A 25,105-nucleotide genomic window follows, 5' to 3' on the forward strand; every position below is an offset into this window, starting at 1 on the left:
CCGAACGGTAGGTAAGTGTCAACTGATTAAGATATTTTTTCTTGATTATTCTAAAATAATTACAAAAAAAATAAAAAATTCGATAAAATAAATTTGACAAATATTGAAACAGATGTATAATGAAACCAGTTACATGAAAGTGGTTTCAGAATTGTACATCAGGAGTTTAAATGATAAATGAAAAGGTGTGTACAATTTACGATGTCGCAAAAGAGGCTTGTGTAAGTCCTGCAACTGTGTCGCGTGTTATAAACGAGCCATCGCTTGTAAGGGAAGAAAAACGTCAAAAAGTTCAGGAGGCAATAAAAAAATTACGTTTTGAACCTAAAGTTGATGCTGTAATCAATGCAAGAAAGACTTATAAGAAGATTGGAGTTATCGCTCCTTTTTTTACCCAGCCATCGTTTATGGAACGATTGAAAGGTGTTGCTAATGTACTTGCTTCAAAGCATTATGAGCTTGTAATTTATTCGATCGATACAATGGAAGATCTTGAAAATTACATAATGACACTTGTGACTACAAAGCGTGTAGATGGGCTTATTTTTCTTTGCGTCACTCTTCGTTCCAACATGCTTGAACTTCTTAAAAGCGCAAGCTTTCCAGTTTGTTTCGTAGAAAACGAAGTTGACAATTTTGACAGCGTTATTGTGAAAAATCTGATGGGAGGTCAGAAAGCGGCTGAATTTCTTTATGGAAAAGGCTGTCGCAATCCCGGATTTGTCGGAGAACTTTCGAGGTACGAATACGCAGTTAGTGCAACGGAAGAGCGATTTAGAGGCTACAGTTTTTATTGGGCAAACGTCGGAATTATCGTAAATCCCGAAAACGTATGGATCGGAGATTTTACGGATGAAAAAATAGAAGAAGTTGTAAAAAAGCTGAAGAACAGTAAGAATTTGCCGGACTGCATTTTTTGTTCCAGCGATGTAATTGCTGCCAAGTTTATTAAATTTGCAAGGCGCAGTGAAGTCGACATTCCCGGCGATATAAAAGTTTTAGGTTATGACAACATCGAGCTTGCACAATATGTTGGGCTTACTTCTGTGAATCAAAATCTTGAGGAATCTGGAAAATCTGCTGCCGAGCTGATTCTCGAGCGCATTAAAAATCCGGAAAGAAATATTTGCCACATGATACTTGATCTCAATGTGGTTTTGAGGGATACAACCGGAGCTTAATTCGGTTTAAATATGAGCTATTAAATTAGTTATAGGGGGTTCTTGTTATGAAAAAGAATTTAATTACAACACTCGTTGCTGTTGTAACAGGATGTGCTTTGATTGTTGGAGCTATGGGATGCTCTAAAAGTCAAAGTTCTGCGAAAAAAACTGAGGAGAATAAAACAATTCTCGTATTCGGTACGTTCCGTGGAGAGGAAGCTGCTCGGTTCTCGGAAATTATAAAGATTTTTAACCAAAAAACCGGTTACAATGTTGTTTATGAAGGCAGCCCTGAGTTTGAAACTCAGATTCAGGTTCAGGCTGCTGCCGGAACACCTCCGGACATCGCTGCATTGCCGCAACCGGGCATGATGAAGAACTTTGCTGAAAAAGGCTATCTGAAACCGCTTTCAGCTTCTTTGATTAAAGCTATAGATTCCAACTATGCGCCTGTTTGGAAAGAACTCGGTTCGTACAAAGGAAAGACATACGGTTTATTCCATCGTGTTAATGCAAAGAGTTTTGTGTGGTATAACAAGCCGTATTGGGAATCAAAAGGTTATAAAATTCCTAAAACATGGGCAGAACTTGAAGCTCTTGAAAATGAAATGGTTTCTAAAGGTGATACACCTTGGTCTGTTGGATATGAATCAGGAGCTGCATCAGGTTGGGTAGGAACAGATTGGCTTGAAGATTTGGTTCTTCGTACAGCAGGTCCTGAAGTTTACGATCAGTGGGTAAATCACGAAATTCCATTCAATGATCCAAGAATTTTGAAAGCTCTCAAAACTATGGGTTCAATCTTGTTGAACGACAAATATGTATACGGCGGTTCTACGAACATCCTTACATCGAACTTCGGCGACAGTGTAAAACCTATCTTTGAAAATCCTCCAAAAGCTATGATGAACAGACAGGGCAACTTTATCACAGGATTTATGCAGGAAGACGTTCAGGCTAACCTTGAAACTAAAGTTGGTGTATTTGCCCTCCCTTCAATTGATCCAAAATGGGGAACTCCGGTTCTTGGAGGCGGTGACCAGTTTGTTAAATTCAGCGACAAGGAAGGCGTAGAAGAATTCCTGGCATTCCTTACAAAATGGGAAGCATGTGCTCCTTGGGCAAAAGTTGGAGGAGCTTTGTTCCCTCATAAAAATCAGAATTTCAATGATTATGGTAACTCACTTGAAAGAGATATCGCTAAAATTCTTGTTGATGCAAAAGTATTCCGATTTGATGGTTCAGACTTGATGCCTGCAGAAGTCGGCGCAGGTACATTCTGGACAGGAATGGTTAACTACATTAGCGGTGCAGAAACAGCAGAAGAATGTCTAAAGACAATCGATGCAAGTTGGCCTCAGTAATTCCTTAATTTTTTTTCTGGAGTATCTGATAATTAAAGGATACTCCAGTTTTTTTTTGTATTGCCGTTTGGCATCTATAAAGATATTCAGAGGAGATTTTATGGTTAAAAATGTTATAACAGGGAAGTTAAAAACTCTCTGGGTGTGTTTTATTACTATTATAATAGCTTTAGGCGGTTTTTATCTGCTTAGGGCAAACGTTCTCAATCAGATTTCTACAACGATTGTTGCTGTTATCTGGGGAACTGCAAGCGTAATTCTTATTTTTTATACTCTTAACCTTTTTGCGCAGATGTTCAAAATGAAGGTTTATAATAAGATTGTTCCTTATATTTTTATAGGTCCGGCTATTTTAATTATGGGCTGGTATCTTTTTTTACCGACAATGCGTTCTTTAATGCTAAGTTTCATGGATAAGACATCAACAAAGTTTATCGGTTTTGATAACTATAAATATATATTTTCAGATAAAACAACGCTCACTGCAATCAGAAATACAGTTATCTGGTTGATTGTTGGGACAACTTTTAGCGTTTTGTTTGGATTGCTCATTGCTGTTCTTGCAGAAAGAAGTTACATCGAAAAAGGTGCGAAGACTTTTATTTTCATGCCTATGGCGATATCTCTTGTCGGAGCCGGTGTGATTTTTAAATTTCTTTATGCATACAGACCGGCAGGGGCTGAGCAGATAGGTTTGTTAAACGCTATTGTGACATATTGTGAAGGGAAGCCTAAGAACTGGCTTGGAAGCGCCCCGCTGAACAATTTATTTTTAATCGCAATTTTTGTGTGGCTTCAGACAGGATTTTCCCTTGTTGTTCTTTCAGCTGCGCTCAAAGCTGTCCCTGACGAAATTATAGAAGCAGCGCGCATTGACGGGGCTGGAGAATTTAGGATTCTTTTTCAGATAATTATACCGAGTATCAGGGGGTCTATAATAACAGTTTCTACTACGATTCTTATCGCTGCACTAAAGTGTTTTGATATTGTCTTTTCGATGACGAATGGACTATACGGTACGGAAGTTCTTGCGAGCGAACAGTACAAACAGATGTTTAAGTTTTTAAACTATGGACGAGGTTCTGCAATCGCAATTTTGATTTTGATAGGTGTCAGCCCTGTCATTTATTATAACTTAAGAGAATTTAAAGATAGAGAGGTATTCTAATATGAGAAAAGTAAAAAGTTTGGAATATAAAAAATCTACATCGCGTTATTTGATAACAATCATTCTTGTGCTGATCTGTATTATCTGGACTCTTCCTACAATTGGTATTTTTATTACATCTTTTCGTGGAGCTGATGCAACAAGCTCGACAGGCTGGTGGAAAGCCTTTATGACACCAAATGCTTTTACATTTGACAACTATAACCAAGTTTTATTTGGGCAAAGATATAGCGTAGGGAATGCCGGTGGAACTATGGCGATTCGTGGTGCTACTATGCTAAGCGCCTTTTTGTCATCTATCACAGTGACAATTCCCTCTGTAATCATTCCAATTTTCATTGCCCTCGCAGGTGCTTACGGATTTGCATGGTTAAAATTTAAAGGGCGCAACGTCTTGTTTGCCATCATTATCGCACTGCTCGTAGTCCCTCTTCAGATTTCACTTATCCCGATTTTGAAAGACTATCAGAAGATTGGATTAAACGGCACATATCTCGGTATCTGGCTTGCCCATGCCGGTTTTGGGTTACCGCTTGCGACTTATATGATGTTCAATTATATTTCTGCATTGCCTCGCAGTATCCTAGAATCATCTTTTATTGATGGCGCAAGTCATTTTACAACTTTTGCAAGGCTTATCGTGCCTCTCAGCGTGCCTGCAATTGCGTCGTTTGCAATATTCCAGTTTATTTGGGTTTGGAATGATTTGCTTGTTGCACTTGTATTTCTGAGTGGAGTAGGACAAACTTTTGAGGTTGTAACAGTCCGCCTGATGAACATGGCAGGAACTCGTGGAACTGACTGGCACTTGCTTACAGCTGGAGCTTTTGTTTCAATGGTTCTTCCTTTAGTCGTGTTTCTGAGTCTCCAAAAATACTTTGTAAAAGGGTTGCTCGCTGGCTCCGTAAAAGGCTAAAATACATAATGCACAATACTTTCTGGAGTAAATTATGAAATTCTCAACTGATAAATACGGTGGAAAATATACTGAAAAAAACGAAACGCTGTTTACTGTCGGAAATGGTAACATCGGTATGCGTGGAGATACTGAAGAAAAGTCGCTTTCTGTTCACAAAGGTACATACATAAACGGATTTTTTGATTCTGAAACGATTCTTTACGGAGAAAACGCTTATGGATATGCAAAAAATCATCAGACAATATTAAACCTTCCCGACCCAAAACTCATAGAATTGACTGTAGATGGCTTTCCTTTTGGGTTGGACAAAAAGCTTGGTTGTGTTTCTAACTTTAAGATGGAGCTGAATGAAGATACCGGAATTATGACTCGTGAAACCGACTGGGCTCCGCTTGGTAAAGAAAATTCTGAAAGTTCAATCAGCATTTACACAGAGCGGCTCGCCTCATTTGTGCATCCGAATTGCGCTGTTATCAAATACACCGTGACGAATACTTCGCCTAATTCCGAAGAGATTTCTATTTCATCTTTTATTGATACGTCAGTTCAAAATATTCTAGCAGAATTTGATCCGAGAAAGGGAGCTAAATTCCGCCATAAACCTTTGATTATCGACAGCTCAAACAGCGATGATGGCAAGATGACTTTTACCGCACATACTGCAAAAAGTGGATTGTATCTTGCCGGTGCTGTTGTTGCAAAAATTGAAGGTTATCAATGGACAAAATGTGAAGTACGCGATGAGTCTCCTGTCTCTATAGCAAAAATCACTCTTAAACCGGCGGAAACTTTAGTTCATTACAAATATATATGCTATGTCTGTGGAAAATCCGATAGAGACTTGCTAAAAGATGCCGTTGCCGAATGTCAATTTTTTGCTTCTGAAGGTTTTGATAAAGCGTGCGTTGAGCAAAAAAAATATCTTGATGATTTTTGGGATATCGCCGGAATTTCAATCGAAGGAGATTCTGAAAGCGAAGAAGCGCTCCGTTTTAATTTGTTTCATCTGTTGCAATCGGCAGGACGAAGCGGGAAAGTCAGCATTGCTGCTAAAGGGCTTACATCGGAAGGCTACGAAGGTCATTTTTTTTGGGATACGGAAAGCTATGTTTGCCCTGTGTTTACGTATGTCGCTCCTGAAATTGCAAGCAAGCTTCTTGAATATCGAGGAATAATACTCGACAAAGCAAGAGAACGCGCAAAAATCATGAACTTGAAAGGGGCCCTTTATCCATGGCGTACAATCGATGGAGAAGAGACAAGCGCATATTTTCCTGCCGGCACTGCACAATATCACATAAACGCTGATATTCTGTTTGCATTGAACAGATTTTTGAATGCTCATGGAGACAAAAAAATTGACGGGAAAATTGTAGAAGAGATGTTTGCAGAATCTTCGAGGATGTATCAGTCTCTTGGATCGTACAGCACTAGCGGCTTAAGTAAAGGGAAATTTGTAATCAACGATGTCACAGGTCCCGACGAATACACTGCGGTCGTAAACAACAATGCATTTACAAACTTGATGGTTCGTGAAATTTTTGAGTTGAGCCAGGAACGTTCTGGGGCAGCTGCTACTGCCGAAGAAAAAGCAGCGTGGAAACAAACTGCCGAAAATATATATATTCCATTTGATGATAAAGAAAAAATATATCCTCAAGATGGAAGCTTTATGGAAAAAGCTGACTGGGATTTTGAGAACACTCCGGCTTCAAATTATCCGTTGCTGCTTCACTATCATCCGCTTGTTATTTACCGTCACCGCGTGCTTAAACAGCCTGATTTAGTTCTTGCGCAATTTCTTTTGAGCGGACGTTTTTCACTTGCGGAAAAAATCAGAAACTACGAATTCTATGAAAAATACACAACGGGGGATTCTTCACTTTCTCATTGTATCATGAGCATTATGGCTGCAGAGTGCCGACAAATTCCAAAGGCGATGGACTACTTGAAAAAAACAGTTCGCATGGATATCGACGATTTAAACGGAAACTCAAATGACGGCATTCACACAGCGTGTATGGCCGGCAGTTGGATGAGCATCGTCTATGGATTCGCAGGTTTTCACGATTACAATGGAAGATACAGTTTTACACCGCGGCTTCCGGCTGAATGGAAAAAACTGAAATTTTCAATGACGTTAAAAGGTGGTGTGCTTGATATTTGCCTATCTCACGATGAGGCAATTTATACTCTCCGCAGAAATTCTTTAGAAAAAATCAGTTTTTATCATTTCAACAAAGATGTCTCGCTAAATCCAGGAGAGTCAAAAGCTTTCAGAGTAAAGCCTAAATTGGAAGCTGTTTTATTTGACCTTGATGGTGTGATTACAAACACAGCGCCTCTTCATTATCGTGCATGGAAAGAAATGGCTGATAGAGAAGGTTTATTTTTTAATGAAAAGATAAACGAGCGCCTGTTGGGTATTTCGCGCGAAGATTCACTCGAAGAAATATTAAAGGCAAACGCTGTGCAATGGCCTGAAGAAAAGAAAAAAGAAATATGTGCTAAAAAAAACATGCGATATGTGGAACTTTTGCAAACGCTTACGCCTGATGATATTCTTCCGGGAATACTGTCGCTTCTTGAAGAGCTTAAAAGACGCAATATAAAAGCGTCACTCGCATCTGCAAGTAAAAACGCCGGTGCAATTGTAAATGCGCTTGGAATCTCGGAATATTTTGCAGCGATGGCTGACCCTAGTCAGGTTCAAAAATCAAAACCTGCCCCTGATATATTTTTGGATGCGGCAGAGAAGGCTGATGTTTGGTACGATAACTGCATTGGAATAGAAGATTCACAAGCCGGAATTTTTGCTCTCAACAAGGCGGGTATAAAGGCTGTAGGTATAAACAAAAACAATGAACTTGAATGCACTGATTTGCAACTTCATTCAACAAGCGAATTGACAATAGAAACTCTGTTAAGGATGTTTGACTAGGTTCTTATCTTGATGCTGTGATTTTTATGGGGCAGTTGAACGGCTTGTTTTGCTGTCTGATAGGCTGTTAATGATTGTGCGTTATAAAATTCTTATCAGAACCATATAACATATAGTGCCTGCGATTATTGAAATATACATGTTTTTTCGAACTGCCTGAAGAATTACGACAAGAAGACTTGCCGACATTTCTGCAATCCCGAAAGGTTTGCTCGCAAAATCAGTGTTGCGAAGACAGTAGATTACAAGAATTGTCATTATAGATGGCGGCAAAAATCGTTCAAGGTACTTTATAACTTTAGGCAGAGGACGATTTCCAAAGATGATGAACGGAGCGGAGCGGATTGCAATTGTGACAAGTGCGACCGTCGCTATTGCAATGAATGGATAAAGTTCGTTATTGCGCATTTTGGGTTTTCCCCGAAGTTTCTTTTGGAGCTTCCTTCAACAATCTTTTATCGCTTAAAGAAATGTGCTTATTTAATATGATAAGCAAATATGATGCTTCCTAGAAAGCAACCTGAAACCCAGTAGCACTGATTGAGGAGTGAAATCAAAAAGGCTGCTTTGTCCATAGAAAAGATGTCGAGCGTTTACAAAAAAAGCCATTACTGCCAGCGTGATGATTGAAGTGTGGGAAACCATCAGCGGAATCATCACAAACTGCATTGATCCGGCATAAACAAATATAGAAGATAAAAGAGAAATCGTAGTTCCATATCCTGAATTGATCATCAAAATCCCAAAAGCGATGCCCAAAAATATGTAGGCGACAAAGATTGGGAAAGTGTGTTTTAGCGCAAATTTAAATTCTTTCACAAGTAAAATCTAATATTTTTTGATATTTTTTTAAATTAAGGAAATCGGGAGAGAAAATATAAAAATTTCCCTATCTATTTCGCAATCGCCATTGTTTTTTGATGTCAATCATTTTATAATTTTAAATATCAGTTTAAAACTTTAAGGAGTGAACCGAAATGAAAAAAAATGTCATTGTTTTGTCAGTTTTATCAGCGTTGCTTGTAACGTTAAGTTTTTCTTGTGCGTCAAAAGGGATGCAAGGTAGCGGTGTTGAACTGAATACCAATAAACCTGTCATCATCGATTACAAAGGAGCTGCGTTTGGTGCTGATATCCCCGGTTGGGTTTTAGATGCAGCGAACGGAGATACTAAAAACGTTGCAAAAGCTTTGAAGCTAAATAAACAGAAAGTTTGGATTTTGCAGAATACAGGCGATAATCTTGATGTTCTTAAGCTGTGGACAGACCAGGTAGATGGACGTGCTCAGATTTCAAGCGGAATTGAACAGACTGTCGGTGATTTAATAACTGCTGAGTTGAAAGGCAGGCAGATAGGAACGACAGAAATCGACAAATTCGTAGATGAATTTTCAACACGCATGACAAATGTCACTTTGCAGGGGCTTAATAAAGTTACTGATTATTGGACAAAGACAAAAACTCTAAAATCAGGTCTTAAAAAAGCTAAATCAGATGATGATTACGTATATGCATATACTTATCTCGTTGTGTTTTCAATGGATGAAGCTGTATACGAAAAACAGTTGAATACTGCGCTGAATGATATCGACACAAATAACGAACAGTCGGCATTGCTGCGTGACATTGTCACTTCAAAATTAAAAGAGAGAACAGATATTTTTACTGCCGGAAACGATTAAATATCATTTCTGCCTGCACGGCTCTTACAAAGTGGTGAAATACGGACGCAAATGGTACAAAAGCAAGGTTCACCACTTGAATATTTTTTTTATAAATTGTATAACATTAGAACTTGACTGTTTTTAACAAGGCAGTATTGGGTTCTTTGAGATTCAGGCAAACTTTATAAAAGTTTGGTAACACCGTAAAGTTAATCAGAAATGATTTTCAGGTGGATACGACCCATCGAGTTGGTTGATCATTGCCGTCGGTAATGATTATTGAAGAAGACTGATTTGGGTTTCTGGAATGTCTGAATAGACAAAACTCGAACAATACCAAACCAGTTGTCAGAGCGGATGATAGCGATCGGTGGTACCGAGTTACACATTTCGAATTTTATGAAATGTGATGAATTACAATTCTTACTCGTTTTCTATCAATCATTATCTTCTCATTAAAATATTGTGTCTGCGAATACAATAAATCCTTGGTAAAAGGGTTTGTGTATTCTGGCTTAAAGTGCAACACATAAAAATAAGTATGTCGGATTAAAAGAGTTTCCGGCAAGGAGAAAAACATGGCAAAGGAGAAGTTCGTCCGAACTAAACCTCACATGAACGTTGGTACTATTGGTCACGTAGACCATGGTAAGACTACACTTTCAGCAGCTATCACTACATATTGTGGAAACAAATATGGTGATAAAGTTCTTAAGTACGATGAAATTGATAACGCTCCTGAAGAAAAGGAACGCGGTATTACAATCAATACTCGTCACTTGGAATATCAGTCAGCAAAGAGACACTATGCTCATATCGACTGTCCGGGACACGCTGACTACATCAAAAACATGATTACTGGTGCTGCACAGATGGATGGTGCTATCCTCGTAGTTTCAGCTCCGGATTCAGTTATGCCACAGACACGTGAACACTTGTTGCTTGCTCGTCAGGTTGGTGTACCAAAAATCATCGTATTCTTGAACAAAGTTGATATGGTTGATGACCCTGATCTTCTTGAACTTGTAGTAGAAGAAGTAAAAGATACTATTAAGGAATACGGATTCTCTGAAGATACTCCAATCATCAAAGGTTCTGCATTTAAAGCATTGAACGACCCAACTCCAGAAAATACAGCTTGTATCGAAGAGTTGCTCGAAGCAATGGATACATGGTTCGATGACCCTATCCGTGATGAACAGAAACCGTTCTTGATGCCTATTGAAGACATCTTCACAATTTCAGGACGTGGTACTGTAGTAACAGGTAAGATTGAACGCGGTGTTGTAAATATGAACGATGCTGTTCAGATTGTAGGTATCCGCCCAACTGTTGATACTACGGTAACTGGTATCGAAATGTTCCAGAAGACACTTGATACAGGTATGGCTGGTGATAACGTTGGTATCTTGCTCCGTGGTGTTGAAAAGAAAGATGTTGTACGTGGACAGGTTTTAGCTAAGCCAAATTCAATCACACCTCATACAAAATTCGAAGCACAGATTTATGTACTTTCACAGGAAGAAGGTGGACGACATTCTCCATTCTTCTCAGGATATCGCCCACAGTTCTACTTCAGAACTACAGATATCACAGGTACAATCGAGCTTGAACCGGGTACAGACATGGTAAAACCTGGCGACAACGTAAAAGTTATCGGTGAATTGATTCACCCAATCGCTATGGACGAAGGTCTTAAACTCGCTATCCGTGAAGGCGGTCACACAATCGCTTCTGGACAGGTAACAAAAATTCTTCAGTAGTTAAAAGATTTTCAAACAGATGGAGCTTGTCTTTTATAAGCCCATCTGTTTGAAAAGGAGTAAAATTAAATGGCTAATGGAAAAATTCGTGTCAGACTGCGAGCATTTGATGTAGAGTTGATCGACCAGAGTGCAAAAGCCATCGTGCAGACTGTACAGAAAGCGGGAGCAACCGTTTCGGGTCCAATCCCCCTTCCAACAAGAATTAATAAGGTAACTGTATTGCGTTCGCCACACGTAAATAAAAAATCACGTGAACAGTTTGAAATGCGTACACATAAACGTCTTATTGACATTATGAATCCTACTAAAGAAGTTATGGATTCTTTGATGAAGCTTGAACTTCCTGCCGGTGTTGATGTAGTTATCACACAGTAGTGAAAAATATGGGTAAAATGCCCAAAAACAATGGTACGGTCCCTCTGGATTTGGGATGGCGGCCAAAATAGGAGATATCAGAATGAAAGGTCTGATTGCAAAAAAAATTGGTATGACACAGATATTCGATGAAAGCGGTAATCTGACACCAGTAACCGTAATCCAGGTCGAGCCAAATGTTGTCGTTGCCAAAAAATCAAAGGAAAAATGCGGATATGATGCAGTTGTTCTTGGTTTAGAAGATATTAAAACTTCAAGAGCAAACAAGCCATATGCCGGACAGTTTCCAGAAAACATTAATCCAAAGCGCCACTTGAAAGAGTTTCGCGACTTTGAAAAAGAAGTTAATGTTGGAGACGCTGTTGGTCTTGAGCTTTTTGACGGCGTACGTTTCGTAGATGTAACTGCTACTTCAAAAGGTAAAGGTTTTCAGGGTGTTATGAAGAGATGGGGTTTCCATGGTGGTCGTGCTACTCATGGTTCTAAATTCCATCGTGAACCGGGTGGAACAGGAGAATGTACTACACCGGGACACTCATTTAAGAACATTAAATTGCCGGGACACATGGGATTTAGAAGAGTTACTGTTCAAAATCTCAAAGTCGTAAAAATTGATCCAGAACTTAAAGTTGTTATGGTTCGTGGTGCTGTTCCTGGTGCTAGAGACTGTACACTCATAGTGAAGTCCGCAGTAAAGAGATAAGGAGATAGAATATGGAAAAGAAAGTATATTCAACTTCTGGAAAAGAACTGCGTACAATCACTCTCGATGATAAAGTATTCGGTCTTCCAATAAATGATGACGTAATTTATTACGCTATTACAAACGAGTTAGCTAACAGACGTGTCGGTACTGCTTGTACAAAAACACGTGCAGAAGTTCACGGTACAAACAATAAACCTTACAAACAGAAGGGTACCGGTAACGCTCGTCGCGGTGATGTTAAATCTCCGATTATGGTTGGCGGTGGTATCACTTTCGGTCCAAAACCAAGAGATTTTAGCTACTCAATTCCTAAGAAAGCAAAAAGACTTGCTATGAAGTCAATCCTTTCTGCACATGCACAGGGTGATAGGCTGACTGTTGTTGAAGATTTTACTGTTGAAAGCGGTAAAACAAAGGATTTGGTTGCAATTCTCAACAATTTTGCAAAAGGTGAAAGAACCGTGCTGATTTTAAAAGATGACGACGCAAAGATTAAACGGGCAGGACGCAATATTCCTAACCTTTCATTCCTTGCTTACAATCGTCTTGAAGCACATGATTTATTCTACGGAAGAAAAGTGATCATCCTTGAATCTGCAGTAAAAAATCTTTCCGAGTTCTATGCTGAAGATAAGGAGGCTAAATAATGAAATATGAAGATATTCTTATTAGGCCTGTTGTTTCTGAAAAAGCGAGCATGTTGCGTGAACAGAATAAATATGTATTTATAGTTCACCCTGATGCTACAAAAACACAGATAAAAGAAGCTGTTGCAAGCTTGTTTAAAGTAAAAGTAGTTGATTGCACAACAATGAATGTGCTTGGAAAAATGAAACGACTTCGTGGTAAACCGGGTCGTACGGCATCTTATAAAAAAGCTGTAGTGCGTGTCGCTGAAGGCGAGTCTATTGCGGCTTTTGAAGGTGTTTAAGACCGGTAGAAATTAAGGGGATATAAAATGGCTCTTAAAGTATTTAAGCCAATGACTCCAGGTACACGTGGACGTGTTGACCTGGTTAGAACCGATTTGACAACTGATAGACCCGAAAAAACTTTAGTGTCAGGTCGTAAGTCTCATGCAGGACGCGGAGCTGGTGGTCGTATTTCTGTACGTCATCAGGGAGGCGGTCACAAGAGGCGCTATCGTGAAATAGATTTCAAACGTGATAAGCACGGAATTCCTGGAACAGTAAAAACTATTGAATACGATCCAAATAGAAGTGCTAACATCGCTTTGGTTTATTATGCTGACGGTGATAAACGTTATATCATCGCTCCAAAGGGATTGCAGGTTGGTCAGAAGATTATGTCTGGCGATAATGCAACTCCTACAGTTGGAAATGCACTTCCTCTGAATGCAATTCCAGTTGGATTTACTATTCATAACATTGAACTTTCGCTTGGTCAGGGTGGACAGCTTGTTCGTTCTGCCGGTGCTAGTGCAATGATCGCAGGTCGCGAAGGTGAATACGTTATCGTTCGCTTGCCTTCAAGTGAAATGAGAAAAATCAATGGTAAATGCTACGCTACAATCGGTGTTGTAGGAAACGAAGAACACATGAATGTTAAGCTTGGTAAAGCCGGACATTCTCGCTGGTTGGGTATTCGCCCGGCAGTTCGTGGTATGGCTATGAACCCTGTTGATCATCCGCTTGGTGGTGGAGAAGGTGCTGGTAAAGGACGCAATCCTGTTACTCCTTGGGGACAGCCTTGTAAAGGTTACCAGACTCGTAACAAGAGAAAGACTTCTAGCAAGTTCATTGTTAGCCGTCGTAAGAAGTAGTTGACGAGGAGATAATCGTGTCAAGATCTGTGAAAAAAGGTCCTTTTGTAGAAAAAGCACTCTACAAAAAGGTTCAAGCAATGAATAAAGAGGCAGACAAGAAGATGATTAAAACATATTCTCGCTGCTCGACAATCATCCCAGAAATGGTAGGCAATACTATTTCTGTTTATAACGGTAAATCATGGGTACCTGTATATATTACGGAAAACCTTGTTGGTCACAAACTTGGTGAATTTGCACCAACTCGTACTTTCAAGGGCCATGGTGGTTCAGATAAAACAGCCTCAAAGGCTTAATGATAGGTGGATATTATGGCTGAAAAGAAAGGTTATGTAGCCACTACAAAATTCCTGATTGCATCTCCAACAAAGGTTCGTCCAGTTGCAAATGTAATTAAACAGAAGTCCTATACTGAAGCGATGGCAATCTTGGCTAACATGCCACAGAAAGGGGCAACTTTGATCAGCGCTACTTTGAAATCTGCTGCATCTAATGCTCTCAGTGCTAACAGTAAATTGGATGAAGATATGCTTTACGTAAAAGAAATCAGAATCGATGAAGGTCCTAGACTCAAGAGAGTTTGGTTTCGCGCAAGAGGTCGTGCAGATCAGCTTTTAAAGCGTATGTGTCATATTACCGTCATCGTTGACGAGAAGGCGGGGGAATAAAAAGTGGGACAGAAAGTTAATCCTATTGGGTTGCGCTTAGGCGTAAACAAAACATGGCAGTCACGCTGGTATGCAGATCCTCGTGAATATGCAGATTTAGTATTGGAAGATATTAAGATCCGTAAACTTGTGTCAGAGCTTCCAGAATGTAAGAATGCTGATATAGCTGAAATTGAAATTATACGCCATCCACAGCGTGTAACAATCATGATTCACACAGCTCGTCCTGGTGTTATCATCGGTGTAAAAGGCGCTACAATCGAAAAGATCAGCGCTGATATTCAGAAGCAGCTTACGAAGAAAGTTCAGATCAAAATTAAAGAAATCAAACGAGCAGATTTAAATGCTACTTTGATAGCTCAAAACATTGGTCGTCAGCTTGCGGGTCGTGGTTCATTCCGAAAGGCTATGAAACAGGCTGTAAGCAATGCAATGCGTGCTGGAGCACAAGGTGTTAAAGTTCGTCTTAGTGGTCGTCTTGGTGGAGCAGATATGTCTCGTACCGAAGAACACAAAGAAGGACGTGTGCCTCTTCACACTCTTCGTGCCGATATCGACTACGGTACATACGCAGCATCAACTTCTTATGGAAAAATTGGTGTTAAAGTATGGGTGTACAACGGTATGAACTACGGTATCGATCATAACGAAGATGCTGGTCAGCTCGTTAAGAAACCAAGACGTCCTGCACGTCAAAATGCGGAAAAGTCTGAGGGATCTGAACCTGCTAAAAAGGCAAGGAGTTAGTAAATGCCACTTAGTCCAAAAAGAGTAATTCACCGTAAGGTGCAGCGCGGTCGTGAAAAAGGAAATGCGACTCGCGATAACTATATTGACTTCGGAGACATCGCTCTCGTAGCTATGGAGCCGACTTGGCTTGATGCTAGAGTTATTGAAGCAGCCCGTGTTGCTATCAATCGTAAACTCGACCGTAAAGGCAATGTTTGGATTCGTGTTTTTCCAGACAAGCCTATTACAAAGAAACCTGCCGAAGTTCGTATGGGTAAAGGTAAAGGTGCTCCAGATCATTGGGCAGCTGTTATCAAACCAGGTACAATTTTGTTTGAAGTTGGAGGAGTTGACATTGAGCTGGCGCACAGAGCCCTTGAACTCGCTGCCGATAAACTTCCAGTTATCGCTAAAATAGTTGTTAAGCCAACACGTGACTAGGAGGAATAAGATGGCTGATTCAAAGAAAAAGAATGACAAAGAACTGTCTTATAAAGAACTTGTAGCAAAACGTGATGGACTTAAGAAGGAATACATGGATCTCCGTTTTAAGATGGTGATTTCTCATGTAGATAACCCAATGCAGAAACGTACAATGCGTCGCGAAATAGCACGTTTGAATACGTTCATCCAGCAAAAAGAACTTGCTGGAGAAAACAAGTAGGAGCTGAACCGTGGAAGACAAGACTGTTCAGACTGTAGAGAAAAAGGTTACAAAACGTTCTTTCGTTGGTATCGTAACTAGCGATAAAATGGACAAATCTATTGTTGTTACAATTGCAACAAAGAAAATGGACCGTCTCTACAAGAAGTATGTAACTAGAACAAAGAAGTACATGGCACATGATGAAAAAAATGATGCACATGTAGGTGATACAGTACGTATTGTTGAATGTAGACCTCTGAGCAGACATAAATGCTGGAGACTTGCAGAAATCATTGAGCGTGCTAAATAAGGTTAGGAGTTATAAGTTATGATTCAAATGCAATCTTGTATGACAGTCGCTGATAACTCTGGTGCAAAAATTGCTCAGTGTATTAAAGTTATCGGCGGTTCACACCGCAGATATGCTGGTATTGGGGACATTGTAGTTGTAGCAATTAAAGACGCTATTCCTACATCAACAATCAAAAAGGGTACAATCGAAAAAGCAGTAATTGTACGCCAAGCAAAAGAATACCGCCGTCCTGATGGAACTTACATTCGTTTTGATGATAACGCTTGCGTAATCGTTGACGATAACAAGAACCCAAAAGGAAAACGTATTTTTGGACCTGTTGCTCGTGAGCTTCGTGATATGGACTTTATGAAAATCGTATCATTAGCTCCAGAGGTTCTCTAAGGAGTGATGAAATGTTGAAAAAATCAAAAATCCGCAAGAACGATACAGTGCAGGTAATCGCTGGTAAAGATAAGGGTAAACGAGGGACTGTTGTAAACGTTATCCTTAAAAAAGATGCTGTAATTGTATCTGGTGTAAACATTGTTAAAAAAGCAATGAAAAAGAAGAGTCAGCAGGATCAGGGCGGTATCGCTGAGATTGAAGCTCCTCTTAATATTTCAAATGTAGCGATCGTGTGTAAAAAATGCGGTCCTACAAAAATCGGTTATAAAATCGACGGCGACAAGAAAGTTCGTGTTTGCCGTAAATGTGGAGATGTTCTGTAATGGCAAATTACGTACCTCGGCTTAAGAAAGTCTATAAAGACAAAATCGCACCCGCTTTGATGAAAGATTTCAACTACACGACTCCTATGCAGATTCCTGCAATTAAGAAGATTGTTGTAAGCATGGGTGTTGGTGAAGCTCTCACAAATAAGAAACTCCTTGATGCCGCAGTTGCTGACTTGACTACAATCACCGGTCAGAAAGCTGTCAAAACAAAGGCAAAGAAGAGTATCGCTAACTTCAAACTTCGTGAAGGTAATGAAGTGGGAGCAATGGTTACATTGCGCAATGACATCATGTATGAATTCCTTGATCGTCTTGTCAATGTTGCATTCCCGCGTATAAAGGATTTCCGCGGAATCAAGGCAACTGGCTTTGATGGACACGGAAATTTCTCTGTTGGTATTACTGAACAGTTGATATTCCCGGAAATCGACTTCGATAAAGTTGTAAAAATTGCTGGTATGAATATCACTTTTGTGACAAGTGCTAAAACTGATGCTGAAGCAAAAGCACTTCTCTCTAAGTTCAATATGCCTTTCCGTAAGTAGGTGAAGTATGGCAAAGAAATCAATGATTATTAAGGCAGCCCGCAAACCTAGATATGAAACAAGACAGTACAATCGCTGTCAGATTTGTGGACGTCCACGTGGATATTTGCGCAAGTTCAAGATGTGTCGTCTTTGCTTCCGCAAATTGGCAAGTGAAGGACAGCTTCCTGGCGTAACAAAATCAAGTTGGTAGGAGATAGAAATGAGTGCATCAGATCCAGTAGCAGATATGCTGACAAAGGTTCGTAATGCGGCTATGGTCCGCCACGAGAAGGTTGATGTTCCTGCATCGAAACTTAAACTTGAAATAGTTAAGATTTTGAAGACAGAGGGATATATCAAAAACTTTAAGAAAGTTCAGGAAGATGGAAAAAATACACTCCGTATTTTCTTAAAATATGATGATGATAATAATCCGGTAATTCACGGTGTTAAGAGAATTTCTACACCTGGTCGCCGAGTTTATTCTGGTTACAAAGATTTACCACGCGTTTATAACGGATATGGTACAATCATAGTTTCAACTTCTTCCGGAGTAACAACAGGAAAGAAGGCTTCTGAAAAAATGGTTGGTGGTGAATTGGTTTGCACAATTTGGTAATAGGAGGCAGAAAGGATGTCTAAAGTAGGTAAACTTCCTGTTGCTATTCCAGCAGGTGTGACAGTAAACGTTGCCAACGGAGTGATAGCTGTTAAAGGTTCTAAAGGAGAACTTAAGCAGACATTTCATGATGACGTTGAAATTAAAATAGATGGAACACATGTTGTTCTTTCTGTAAAAAATGATACAAAGCAGGCAAATGCTTATCACGGACTTTACAGAAGTTTGATAGCCAACATGGTAAAGGGTGTTTCTGAAGGATTTTCAAAAACTCTCATCATCACAGGTGTCGGTTATCGTGCAGAAGTAAAAGGTAAAGAACTTGTTATGAACCTTGGTTACTCAAGCGATTACATAGCGATTATTCCTGACGGACTTACAGTTGTTGCAACTCCTGATGGAAAATTGACTGTGACAGGGACTAGCAAGCAGTTGGTCGGAGAATTCTGCTCTCAGATTCGTAAGTTACGAAAACCTGAACCTTACAAGGGAAAAGGTATTCGTTATGACAACGAAGTTATCAGACGTAAAGTCGGTAAAACTGGTGTTAAATAAGGTGAAGCTATATGTTTAAGAAAATGAACGACAAAAACAGAAAACGCTTGCACAGAAAGGTTCACATCCGTAAGTCAATTTACGGAACTGCTGATAGACCTCGTATGACTATCACTCGCAGCAACAAGAACATCTCTGTTCAGGTAATTGATGATGATGAAGGCAAGACTTTAGCTTCAATTTCTACTATAGAAAAAGATTTTGCTGCATTGAAGCCTGATACTGAAGGTGCTGCAAAACTTGGTGAAGCTTTTGGTTCTCGCCTTAAAGATAAAAAAATCGCTAAGGTTGTTTTTGACCGCAACGGTTATTTGTATCACGGTGTTGTAAAAGCGTTCGCTGATGGTGCCCGTAAAGCCGGTATTGAATTCTAGGAGATATTATGGAACATCAGAAAAACTTTGATAAAGAAAACGCTCCAAAAGAAAAAGAGTTTGTTGAAAAACTTGTAACTCTTAACAGAACTTGTAAGACAGTAAAAGGAGGACGACGCATGTCGTTCGCAGCTCTTACAGTTGTTGGAGATAAAAAAGGTCGCGTTGGATATGGCATTGGCAAAGCTAATGACGTATCTGAAGCAATAAAAAAGAGTATTGATCGTGCTAAGAGAAACCTTGTTATTGTTCCAATAAAAAACGGAACTTTGCCACACGATATTATCGGAACATATAAGAGTTCTGAAGTATTGCTTAAACCTGCTTGTTCCGGAACAGGAATTATTGCAGGCGGTACAGTACGTGCAATTATGGAAGCTGCTGGTGCAACTGATATCCAGTCAAAATCTTTGGGATCAAATTCATCAGTGAACGTTGTTCGCGCAACTTTCGATGCTATCGCTAAACTCATGGATGCAAAGAAAATTGCCGCTAACAGAGGTAAAACTCTTGACGAGTTGTGGGGTTAATGTATGGCTAAAGCAAAACAGTTGAAAGTTACATTAATTAAAAGCATTATTGGTCAGAAACCTGCTAAAGTGGCATCGGTTCGCAGCCTTGGACTTAAGAAGATCAATTCTTCTAATACACTTCCTGACAACGACGCTGTTCGCGGTATGGTTGCTTCTGTATCTCACTTAGTTAAGGTTGAGGAGATCTAAAATGGCAGAATATAATCCGATTCTTAGTGCTCCTCAGGGTGCTAATAAAAAACCAAAGAGAGTTGGTCGAGGTTCTTCTTCAGGACTTGGAACAACAGCCGGTAAAGGTAATAAAGGACAGCAGTCTCGTTCAGGTGGAAAAACTTATGTAGGTTTTGAAGGTGGACAGATGCCGTTGTACAGACGTATAGCTCGTAAAGGATTTTCAAACTATCCTTTTAAAAAAGAATACGTATGTATCAATGTAGATTTGCTTTGCGCAAAATTCGAAGATGGTGCAACAGTTGATAAGGCTTCGCTTGCAAAAAAAGGTTTTATTTCAACAAAAAGTGCCGCTCTTGTAAAGATTCTTGGAAACGGAGACGTTACAAAAAAATTGAACGTAATTGTTGACAAAGTATCTGAAACTGCTAAAGCAAAAATTGAAAAGGCTGGCGGTTCTGTAAAAGTAAATGAAGCAGAAACTTCTGCTGAAAGTGCAAAATAGTAGAGCGGAGTAAAACATGGCAAGCAACCCAATTGTAAATATGTTTAAAGTTAAAGAAATCAGAGATCGTTTGTTGTTTACATTCTTGATTTTGGCAGTGTTCCGCTTAGGTTCGGTTCTGACAGTTCCTGGAATTGATGCAAATGTTCTTTTTGAATACTTTAAAGATTTAGCTGCGCAGAATAAGAATGCGTTTGCAAGTTACATGGACTTCTTTGTTGGAGGAGCTTTTTCTAACTTCTCTATATTGATGCTTGGTGTAATGCCTTACATTTCTATGCAGATTATTATGCAGCTTGCTGTGATTATTTTCCCATCACTTAAACGCATATCACAAGAAGACGGTGGTCAGCGAAAGATTGCTCAGTACACGCGTACCGGAACAATAGTCGTTTGTATCATCCAAGCTTGGAGTATGTCTGTTTATGCTAATAGTATTCCAGGTTGTATAGTTATCGATAACAGAGTTTTATTTAGAATCCTCTTTATCTTGACTGTAACAACCGGTTCTATGGTAACTGTTTGGTTAGGTAATCAGATTACAGCTCGCGGTATTGGAAATGGTATTTCAGTGATGATCTTTGCAGGTATTGTTGCACGCTTGCCTAACGCAATTGTAGAATTATATCAGAAAGTAAAAGCAAAAGAGATTCAGCTTGTTTTCGTTATTCTTGTAATTATCATGTTTGTTGCAATTATTGCATTGGTAATCTATGAAGAGTCAGGTCAGAGAAAAATTCCTGTACACTACGCAAAACGTGTAGTAGGAAGAAAGATGTACGGTGGACAGAGCACTTATATTCCGTTCAAAGTAAATCCTTCAAACGTTATTCCTTTGATTTTTGCATCTTCTATTCTAACTTTACCGATAACACTTGCATCTACATTGGCACAGGGACAGAACTCTGCAAAATGGATTAATTCGGTTTCCAGAGTTTTGACACCAAATGGTATTTGGTACAATATCTTGTTAGTACTTCTTATTATTTTCTTTGCATACTTCTACACTCAGGTAACACTGAACCCTACAGAAATTGCAAAAAACATCCGCGAAAACGGCGGCTCCATTCCGGGTGTACGTACAGATAAGACAGAAGAATATCTGACAAAAATATTAAATAGACTTATATTACCGGGTTCATTGTTTTTGGCATTGATTGCGATTGTTCCAACGTTGATTCAACTTTGGTTTGGATTTCCGCAGTCAATAAGCCAGCTTATGGGAGGAACTTCATTGATCATCATGATTGGTGTCGACCTCGATACAATGAGTCAGGTTGAGGCGCTTCTTAAAATGCATCACCATGATGGGCTTACAAAGAAGGGCAAAATCAGATCTCGTAGTTTATAAAAATACAAAATTACGAGAATTGGCAGTAGAACAGAAATGAGAATATGTGCTATACTCTTAGCTACTGAATTGCTCTCATTGCGAGGTGCTAAAATTCGGTAAATATTCTCATGGGGGCTTTTTATGAAAGTACGAACCAGTGTAAAACCTATCTGTGACAAGTGTAAGGTTATCAAAAGAAATGGTATTATCCGTATCATTTGTACAAACCCAAAACACAAGCAGAGACAGGGCTAAGGCTTAAGGAGTAACAGATGGCTCGAATTGCGGGAGTTGATATCCCTAATAAACATGTAAGTATCGCATTAACTTATATCTATGGTATTGGTCGTTCATCAGCAGAAAAAATCTGTGAAGAAGCTAAGATTGATCCGGGTAAAATGGCAAACGATCTTACACAGGATGAATTAGCAAAAATTCGTGAAATCATTGACGCTAATTATAAGACGGAAGGACGTTTGCGTTCTGAAATCGGTCTTAACTTAAAGCGTTTAATGGATATTGGTTGCTATCGTGGTCTTCGCCATAAGAGAGGTCTTCCTGTACGCGGTCAGAGGACTCGTACAAATGCACGTACTCGCAAGGGTAAAAAGAAGACTGTTGCTAACAAGAAAAAGGCATAGAGCGGAGGATAAATAATGGCTACCGTTAAGAAGCGAAAGGAAAAAAAGAGCGTATACGAAGGAAACGTTTATATCCAGGCTACGTTCAATAATACTGTCGTAACTGTAACTGACTTGAAAGGAAATGCCCTTTCGTGGGCTTCTTCAGGTGGACTGGGTTTTCGTGGAGCAAAAAAATCGACTCCATTTGCTGCTCAGTCTGTTGCGGAAACTGCATTGCAGAAAGCCGCAAGTTATGGATTGCGTGAAGTACACGTATATGTAAAAGGACCTGGGATGGGTCGTGAAAATGCTATACGTTCGATTGGTCTGATGGGATTGAAAGTAAAATCTATTTCTGATGTAACTCCAATACCTCACAATGGTTGTCGTCCTCGTAAGACACGACGTATGTAATTTAAGAGGAGTTAACAATGGGAAAAAGCACACAACCACTCTTAAAAAGATGTAAATCTTTAGGTATCAATCCGGTTGTAATGGGTTATACAAAAGAATCTAAGAGAAATCAGAAAGAAGTAAGACGTAAGAAATCTGAATACGGTCTTCAGCTTGATGAAAAACAGAAAGTAAGATTTATTTATGGCGTTATGGAAAAACAGTTCCATAAATACTATGTTATGGCTACAAAACGTGATGGAATCACCGGAGAAATGCTTCTTCAGATTCTCGAATCGCGTCTTGATAACGTTGTATATCGTTTAGGTTTTGCTAAAACTAGAAAGCAGGCAAGACAGATGGTTAATCACGGACACATCAATGTAAATGGTGCGAAAGTAGACATTCCTTCCTGCCTTGTAAAAGTTGGAGACGTTATCACAGTTAAAGAAGGTTCAGGAATTAAAAAGCTCATTATTGCTAACAATGATGTTATTGTTCCTGGCTGGCTTGAAGCTGATAAAGATAATTTTACTGGAAAGGTTATCAACTTAGCTACAAAATCAGATATTGATTACGCAGTTAAAGAAAACCTCATAGTTGAATATTATTCTAAATAATAAATAAGGAGTTCAGATGGCTCGCAAAAACTTGCTTAAGGGTTTCAAAAAACCTAAAGGCATTTCATTTGAACCAATTGATAGTGCAAATCCGAATTATCAGAAGTTCTATGCTTACCCTTTTGAAACAGGATTTGGTACGACGGTTGGAAATACTTTAAGAAGAGTATTGTTGTCATCAATCCAAGGTTATGCTGTTACATCAATTCGTATCACTTCGTATGATGATAGTGGTATTTCACATGTAATCTCCAGCGAATTTGAGGCAATCCCAAATGTAGCTGAAGATACACTTGAAATTATCAATACTCTTAAGATGATAAAATTGAGTCTTCCGGAAGATGTAGAACAGGATACTATTTTGTATGAGTTCAAAGGTCCTGGAGTTGTAAAAAGCGATGATTTTGCAAAAGGAGATCAGCTTAAAGTCGAAACTAAAGATAAGACAATCTTTACAATGATGGAAGGTGCTCACCTTGATATCGAAATTCAGGTAGACCTTGGCAGAGGATACGTACCGGCAGAAACAAATGAACATTACATTGAAGTTGTTGGAACTATCCCGATGGATGCAATTTTTACACCTGTTCAAAAGGTAAAATATTCTATTGAACCATGCCGTGTCGGACAGAGAAATGATTATGATAAGCTCGTACTTGAGATTTGGACAGATGGCACAATCTCTCCTGTAGATGCTCTTGGAGAAGCTGCTAAAATCGCAAAAGATCATTTTGCTATTTTTGTAAACTTTAACGATAAAGACGTTATAGGAAGTGATGAAGGAGAAGAAGGTGATGAAAGTATTCAAAAACTCCTTAGCACTCCTGTAGAAGAATTGGAACTTTCTGTCCGTTCATCAAATTGTTTAAAGAATGCAAATATTCGTACTATCGGCGAATTAACAAAGAAAACTGAAGATGACATTACAAAGACCAGAAACTTTGGAAAGAAGAGTTTGCAGGAAATCAAGGAAAAACTCCAAGAATGGAATCTTACCCTTGGTATGACAGACTACAGTCATCTGAAGAATGCTGCCAACTTAACTAAGCAGAAGGAAGAATCAGATGAATCATAGAAATGGTTTTAATCCGCTTTCACGTACAACAGCACATCGTCGTGCTATGTCACGCAATATGGTAACATCGCTATTCAGATATGAGCGAATTACTACAACAAAATCAAAGGCTCTTGAGGTAAAGAAGTCAGCTGAAAAATTGATTACAAGAGCAAAAGAAGATACTGTTCACAATCGTCGTGAAACAGCTAAATTTATTCAGGATGAAAAAATCTTGAATAAACTCTTTACAGAAATCGCTCCAAGAATGAAAGAGCGCAACGGTGGTTACACAAGGGTTCTTAAGCTAGGGTATCGTCAGGGAGATGCTGCTGATGTTGTAATCCTTGAGTTGGTTGACTACAAGCTTGAAACTGAGAAACCGGCTGCAGAAAAGAAACCTGCAAAAAAGGCAGAGAAAGTTGAAGGTGATGCACCAAAAGCTAAAAAAACAACAGCTAATGCAACAAAAGCTTCAACTTCTGGAGCAAAGCCAAAAAAGACTACTGCAAAGAAAGCTTCTGAAAAGAAAGAAGAAACCCCAGCTAAATAAGCTGAAAAGGAGTTCGAAATGTCAAAGAACCATCGTGGATCTGGTATTAGATCATTGCCTGCTCACGGAAGAGGAACTTGTGCTATTTGTGGAAAAACAAATATTAAAGTTCTTTATGAAAAAGAAGTTGATGGGCAGACAGCAAAAATTTGCAAATATTGTAACGCTGCTTTGAAAAATAAAGCTCGTAAAGAAGTTTCGCATGCAGCCCCTGCTGTAGAGACACCTGCTGAAGCTGCTCCTGAAGCACCGGCAGAAAACGCTTAATACTTTTTGTATTGCAAATTGTAAACCGTCATCGTTTGAGGTGGCGGTTTTTTT

The 25,105-nt window shown here is 39.3% G+C and carries 38 protein-coding genes; 36 read left to right on the forward strand and 2 right to left on the reverse strand.

Features of this window, described 5'->3' with window-relative positions; all coding sequences use genetic code 11:
* The first annotated feature begins 170 nt into the window (after window positions 1–170).
* The 5 genes from H9I37_RS02250 to pgmB all read left to right on the forward strand — a co-directional run bounded on the left by H9I37_RS02250 (window position 171) and on the right by pgmB (window position 7,555).
* The gene (locus tag H9I37_RS02250) at window positions 171–1,181 is read left to right on the forward strand and encodes a LacI family DNA-binding transcriptional regulator (protein ID WP_187380868.1); all 1,011 of its coding nucleotides are present in this window, start codon (window positions 171–173) and stop codon (window positions 1,179–1,181) included.
* 47 nt (window positions 1,182–1,228) lie between these two features.
* Window positions 1,229–2,527 (forward strand): ABC transporter substrate-binding protein, encoded by a 1,299-nt coding sequence (locus tag H9I37_RS02255; RefSeq protein ID WP_187380869.1) that lies wholly within the window; start codon window positions 1,229–1,231, stop codon window positions 2,525–2,527.
* A gap of 100 nt (window positions 2,528–2,627) precedes the next feature.
* Window positions 2,628–3,695, forward strand: a complete 1,068-nt coding sequence (locus H9I37_RS02260; RefSeq protein WP_187380870.1) for a carbohydrate ABC transporter permease — start codon at window positions 2,628–2,630, stop codon at window positions 3,693–3,695.
* A 1-nt stretch (window position 3,696) separates the two neighbouring features.
* Entirely contained in the window at window positions 3,697–4,611 is a 915-nt protein-coding gene (locus tag H9I37_RS02265; protein ID WP_187380871.1) for a carbohydrate ABC transporter permease, read from the forward strand.
* Between the two features lie 34 nt (window positions 4,612–4,645).
* Entirely contained in the window at window positions 4,646–7,555 is a 2,910-nt protein-coding gene (gene pgmB / locus H9I37_RS02270) for a beta-phosphoglucomutase (RefSeq protein ID WP_187380872.1), read from the forward strand.
* Between the two features lie 81 nt (window positions 7,556–7,636).
* On the opposite strand, the gene H9I37_RS02275 is transcribed toward pgmB, so the two are convergent.
* Both H9I37_RS02275 and H9I37_RS02280 read right to left on the reverse strand, forming a co-directional pair.
* Window positions 7,637–7,963, reverse strand: a complete 327-nt coding sequence (locus H9I37_RS02275; protein ID WP_187380873.1) for a branched-chain amino acid transporter permease — start codon at window positions 7,961–7,963, stop codon at window positions 7,637–7,639.
* A gap of 72 nt (window positions 7,964–8,035) precedes the next feature.
* Window positions 8,036–8,374 carry an AzlC family ABC transporter permease gene (locus H9I37_RS02280; RefSeq protein WP_187380874.1) on the reverse strand — a complete coding sequence of 113 codons (339 nt, stop codon included), beginning with the start codon at window positions 8,372–8,374 and terminating at the stop codon, window positions 8,036–8,038.
* A 158-nt stretch (window positions 8,375–8,532) separates the two neighbouring features.
* On the opposite strand from H9I37_RS02280, the gene H9I37_RS02285 reads away from it, so the two are divergent.
* The 31 genes from H9I37_RS02285 to H9I37_RS02435 all read left to right on the forward strand — a co-directional run bounded on the left by H9I37_RS02285 (window position 8,533) and on the right by H9I37_RS02435 (window position 25,051).
* Complete coding sequence (locus H9I37_RS02285) at window positions 8,533–9,237, forward strand: hypothetical protein (protein WP_187380875.1); 705 nt, start codon at window positions 8,533–8,535, stop codon at window positions 9,235–9,237.
* Between the two features lie 560 nt (window positions 9,238–9,797).
* Complete coding sequence (gene tuf, locus H9I37_RS02290; RefSeq protein ID WP_187380876.1) at window positions 9,798–10,982, forward strand: elongation factor Tu; 1,185 nt, start codon at window positions 9,798–9,800, stop codon at window positions 10,980–10,982.
* Window positions 10,983–11,051: 69 nt separating this feature from the next.
* Window positions 11,052–11,360, forward strand: coding sequence for a 30S ribosomal protein S10 (gene rpsJ, locus H9I37_RS02295; protein ID WP_187380877.1), 309 nt, complete (start codon window positions 11,052–11,054; stop codon window positions 11,358–11,360).
* An 82-nt stretch (window positions 11,361–11,442) separates the two neighbouring features.
* Entirely contained in the window at window positions 11,443–12,063 is a 621-nt protein-coding gene (gene rplC / locus H9I37_RS02300) for a 50S ribosomal protein L3 (protein WP_187380878.1), read from the forward strand.
* A gap of 11 nt (window positions 12,064–12,074) precedes the next feature.
* Window positions 12,075–12,713: a 50S ribosomal protein L4 gene (gene rplD, locus H9I37_RS02305; protein WP_187380879.1), complete on the forward strand. Its 639-nt coding sequence runs from the start codon at window positions 12,075–12,077 to the stop codon at window positions 12,711–12,713.
* A complete protein-coding gene (locus H9I37_RS02310; protein WP_187380880.1) occupies window positions 12,713–12,997 on the forward strand; it encodes a 50S ribosomal protein L23 in 285 nt (94 codons plus the stop codon). Before rplD ends, H9I37_RS02310 begins: the two co-directional genes overlap by 1 nt.
* 27 nt (window positions 12,998–13,024) lie before the next feature.
* On the forward strand, window positions 13,025–13,849 hold the full coding sequence (gene rplB, locus H9I37_RS02315) for a 50S ribosomal protein L2 (RefSeq protein WP_187380881.1): 825 nt from the start codon (window positions 13,025–13,027) through the stop codon (window positions 13,847–13,849).
* A 17-nt stretch (window positions 13,850–13,866) separates the two neighbouring features.
* Window positions 13,867–14,148 (forward strand): 30S ribosomal protein S19, encoded by a 282-nt coding sequence (gene rpsS, locus H9I37_RS02320; protein WP_187380882.1) that lies wholly within the window; start codon window positions 13,867–13,869, stop codon window positions 14,146–14,148.
* A 15-nt stretch (window positions 14,149–14,163) separates the two neighbouring features.
* On the forward strand, window positions 14,164–14,520 hold the full coding sequence (gene rplV / locus H9I37_RS02325) for a 50S ribosomal protein L22 (protein WP_187380883.1): 357 nt from the start codon (window positions 14,164–14,166) through the stop codon (window positions 14,518–14,520).
* A gap of 3 nt (window positions 14,521–14,523) precedes the next feature.
* Entirely contained in the window at window positions 14,524–15,267 is a 744-nt protein-coding gene (rpsC, locus tag H9I37_RS02330; RefSeq protein WP_187380884.1) for a 30S ribosomal protein S3, read from the forward strand.
* A gap of 3 nt (window positions 15,268–15,270) precedes the next feature.
* Window positions 15,271–15,690 carry a 50S ribosomal protein L16 gene (rplP, locus tag H9I37_RS02335; protein WP_187380885.1) on the forward strand — a complete coding sequence of 140 codons (420 nt, stop codon included), beginning with the start codon at window positions 15,271–15,273 and terminating at the stop codon, window positions 15,688–15,690.
* A 10-nt stretch (window positions 15,691–15,700) separates the two neighbouring features.
* A complete protein-coding gene (rpmC, locus tag H9I37_RS02340; RefSeq protein ID WP_187380886.1) occupies window positions 15,701–15,913 on the forward strand; it encodes a 50S ribosomal protein L29 in 213 nt (70 codons plus the stop codon).
* 10 nt (window positions 15,914–15,923) lie between these two features.
* Complete coding sequence (gene rpsQ / locus H9I37_RS02345; protein ID WP_187380887.1) at window positions 15,924–16,205, forward strand: 30S ribosomal protein S17; 282 nt, start codon at window positions 15,924–15,926, stop codon at window positions 16,203–16,205.
* Between the two features lie 18 nt (window positions 16,206–16,223).
* Entirely contained in the window at window positions 16,224–16,592 is a 369-nt protein-coding gene (rplN, locus tag H9I37_RS02350; RefSeq protein ID WP_187380888.1) for a 50S ribosomal protein L14, read from the forward strand.
* Window positions 16,593–16,603: 11 nt separating this feature from the next.
* On the forward strand, window positions 16,604–16,918 hold the full coding sequence (gene rplX / locus H9I37_RS02355; RefSeq protein ID WP_187380889.1) for a 50S ribosomal protein L24: 315 nt from the start codon (window positions 16,604–16,606) through the stop codon (window positions 16,916–16,918).
* Window positions 16,918–17,469, forward strand: a complete 552-nt coding sequence (gene rplE / locus H9I37_RS02360) for a 50S ribosomal protein L5 (protein ID WP_187380890.1) — start codon at window positions 16,918–16,920, stop codon at window positions 17,467–17,469. Before rplX ends, rplE begins: the two co-directional genes overlap by 1 nt.
* Window positions 17,470–17,476: 7 nt before the next feature.
* Window positions 17,477–17,662, forward strand: coding sequence for a type Z 30S ribosomal protein S14 (locus H9I37_RS02365; RefSeq protein ID WP_187380891.1), 186 nt, complete (start codon window positions 17,477–17,479; stop codon window positions 17,660–17,662).
* Window positions 17,663–17,671: 9 nt separating this feature from the next.
* The gene (gene rpsH / locus H9I37_RS02370) at window positions 17,672–18,070 is read left to right on the forward strand and encodes a 30S ribosomal protein S8 (protein ID WP_187380892.1); all 399 of its coding nucleotides are present in this window, start codon (window positions 17,672–17,674) and stop codon (window positions 18,068–18,070) included.
* A 15-nt stretch (window positions 18,071–18,085) separates the two neighbouring features.
* On the forward strand, window positions 18,086–18,625 hold the full coding sequence (gene rplF, locus H9I37_RS02375; protein WP_187380893.1) for a 50S ribosomal protein L6: 540 nt from the start codon (window positions 18,086–18,088) through the stop codon (window positions 18,623–18,625).
* A gap of 11 nt (window positions 18,626–18,636) precedes the next feature.
* Window positions 18,637–18,999 (forward strand): 50S ribosomal protein L18, encoded by a 363-nt coding sequence (gene rplR / locus H9I37_RS02380; protein WP_187380894.1) that lies wholly within the window; start codon window positions 18,637–18,639, stop codon window positions 18,997–18,999.
* 8 nt (window positions 19,000–19,007) lie between these two features.
* Entirely contained in the window at window positions 19,008–19,529 is a 522-nt protein-coding gene (gene rpsE / locus H9I37_RS02385; protein WP_187380895.1) for a 30S ribosomal protein S5, read from the forward strand.
* 3 nt (window positions 19,530–19,532) lie between these two features.
* Window positions 19,533–19,721, forward strand: coding sequence for a 50S ribosomal protein L30 (gene rpmD, locus H9I37_RS02390; protein WP_187380896.1), 189 nt, complete (start codon window positions 19,533–19,535; stop codon window positions 19,719–19,721).
* Between the two features lies 1 nt (window position 19,722).
* Complete coding sequence (rplO, locus tag H9I37_RS02395; protein WP_187380897.1) at window positions 19,723–20,208, forward strand: 50S ribosomal protein L15; 486 nt, start codon at window positions 19,723–19,725, stop codon at window positions 20,206–20,208.
* Between the two features lie 16 nt (window positions 20,209–20,224).
* Window positions 20,225–21,559 carry a preprotein translocase subunit SecY gene (gene secY / locus H9I37_RS02400; protein ID WP_187380898.1) on the forward strand — a complete coding sequence of 445 codons (1,335 nt, stop codon included), beginning with the start codon at window positions 20,225–20,227 and terminating at the stop codon, window positions 21,557–21,559.
* 123 nt (window positions 21,560–21,682) lie between these two features.
* A complete protein-coding gene (rpmJ, locus tag H9I37_RS02405) occupies window positions 21,683–21,796 on the forward strand; it encodes a 50S ribosomal protein L36 (protein ID WP_081478566.1) in 114 nt (37 codons plus the stop codon).
* A gap of 17 nt (window positions 21,797–21,813) precedes the next feature.
* Window positions 21,814–22,182, forward strand: coding sequence for a 30S ribosomal protein S13 (gene rpsM / locus H9I37_RS02410; RefSeq protein ID WP_187380899.1), 369 nt, complete (start codon window positions 21,814–21,816; stop codon window positions 22,180–22,182).
* 15 nt (window positions 22,183–22,197) lie between these two features.
* A complete protein-coding gene (rpsK, locus tag H9I37_RS02415) occupies window positions 22,198–22,578 on the forward strand; it encodes a 30S ribosomal protein S11 (protein ID WP_187380900.1) in 381 nt (126 codons plus the stop codon).
* Window positions 22,579–22,595: 17 nt separating this feature from the next.
* Window positions 22,596–23,177 (forward strand): 30S ribosomal protein S4, encoded by a 582-nt coding sequence (rpsD, locus tag H9I37_RS02420; RefSeq protein WP_187380901.1) that lies wholly within the window; start codon window positions 22,596–22,598, stop codon window positions 23,175–23,177.
* 16 nt (window positions 23,178–23,193) lie between these two features.
* Window positions 23,194–24,252, forward strand: a complete 1,059-nt coding sequence (locus H9I37_RS02425; RefSeq protein WP_187380902.1) for a DNA-directed RNA polymerase subunit alpha — start codon at window positions 23,194–23,196, stop codon at window positions 24,250–24,252.
* Window positions 24,242–24,784 (forward strand): 50S ribosomal protein L17, encoded by a 543-nt coding sequence (rplQ, locus tag H9I37_RS02430; RefSeq protein WP_187380903.1) that lies wholly within the window; start codon window positions 24,242–24,244, stop codon window positions 24,782–24,784. The genes H9I37_RS02425 and rplQ overlap by 11 nt, the downstream gene beginning before the upstream one ends.
* 18 nt (window positions 24,785–24,802) lie before the next feature.
* The gene (locus H9I37_RS02435) at window positions 24,803–25,051 is read left to right on the forward strand and encodes a hypothetical protein (protein WP_187380904.1); all 249 of its coding nucleotides are present in this window, start codon (window positions 24,803–24,805) and stop codon (window positions 25,049–25,051) included.
* Window positions 25,052–25,105 lie beyond the last annotated feature (54 nt).

This window comes from Treponema sp. Marseille-Q3903, from assembly GCF_014334335.1.
Lineage (GTDB): Bacteria > Spirochaetota > Spirochaetia > Treponematales > Treponemataceae > Treponema_D.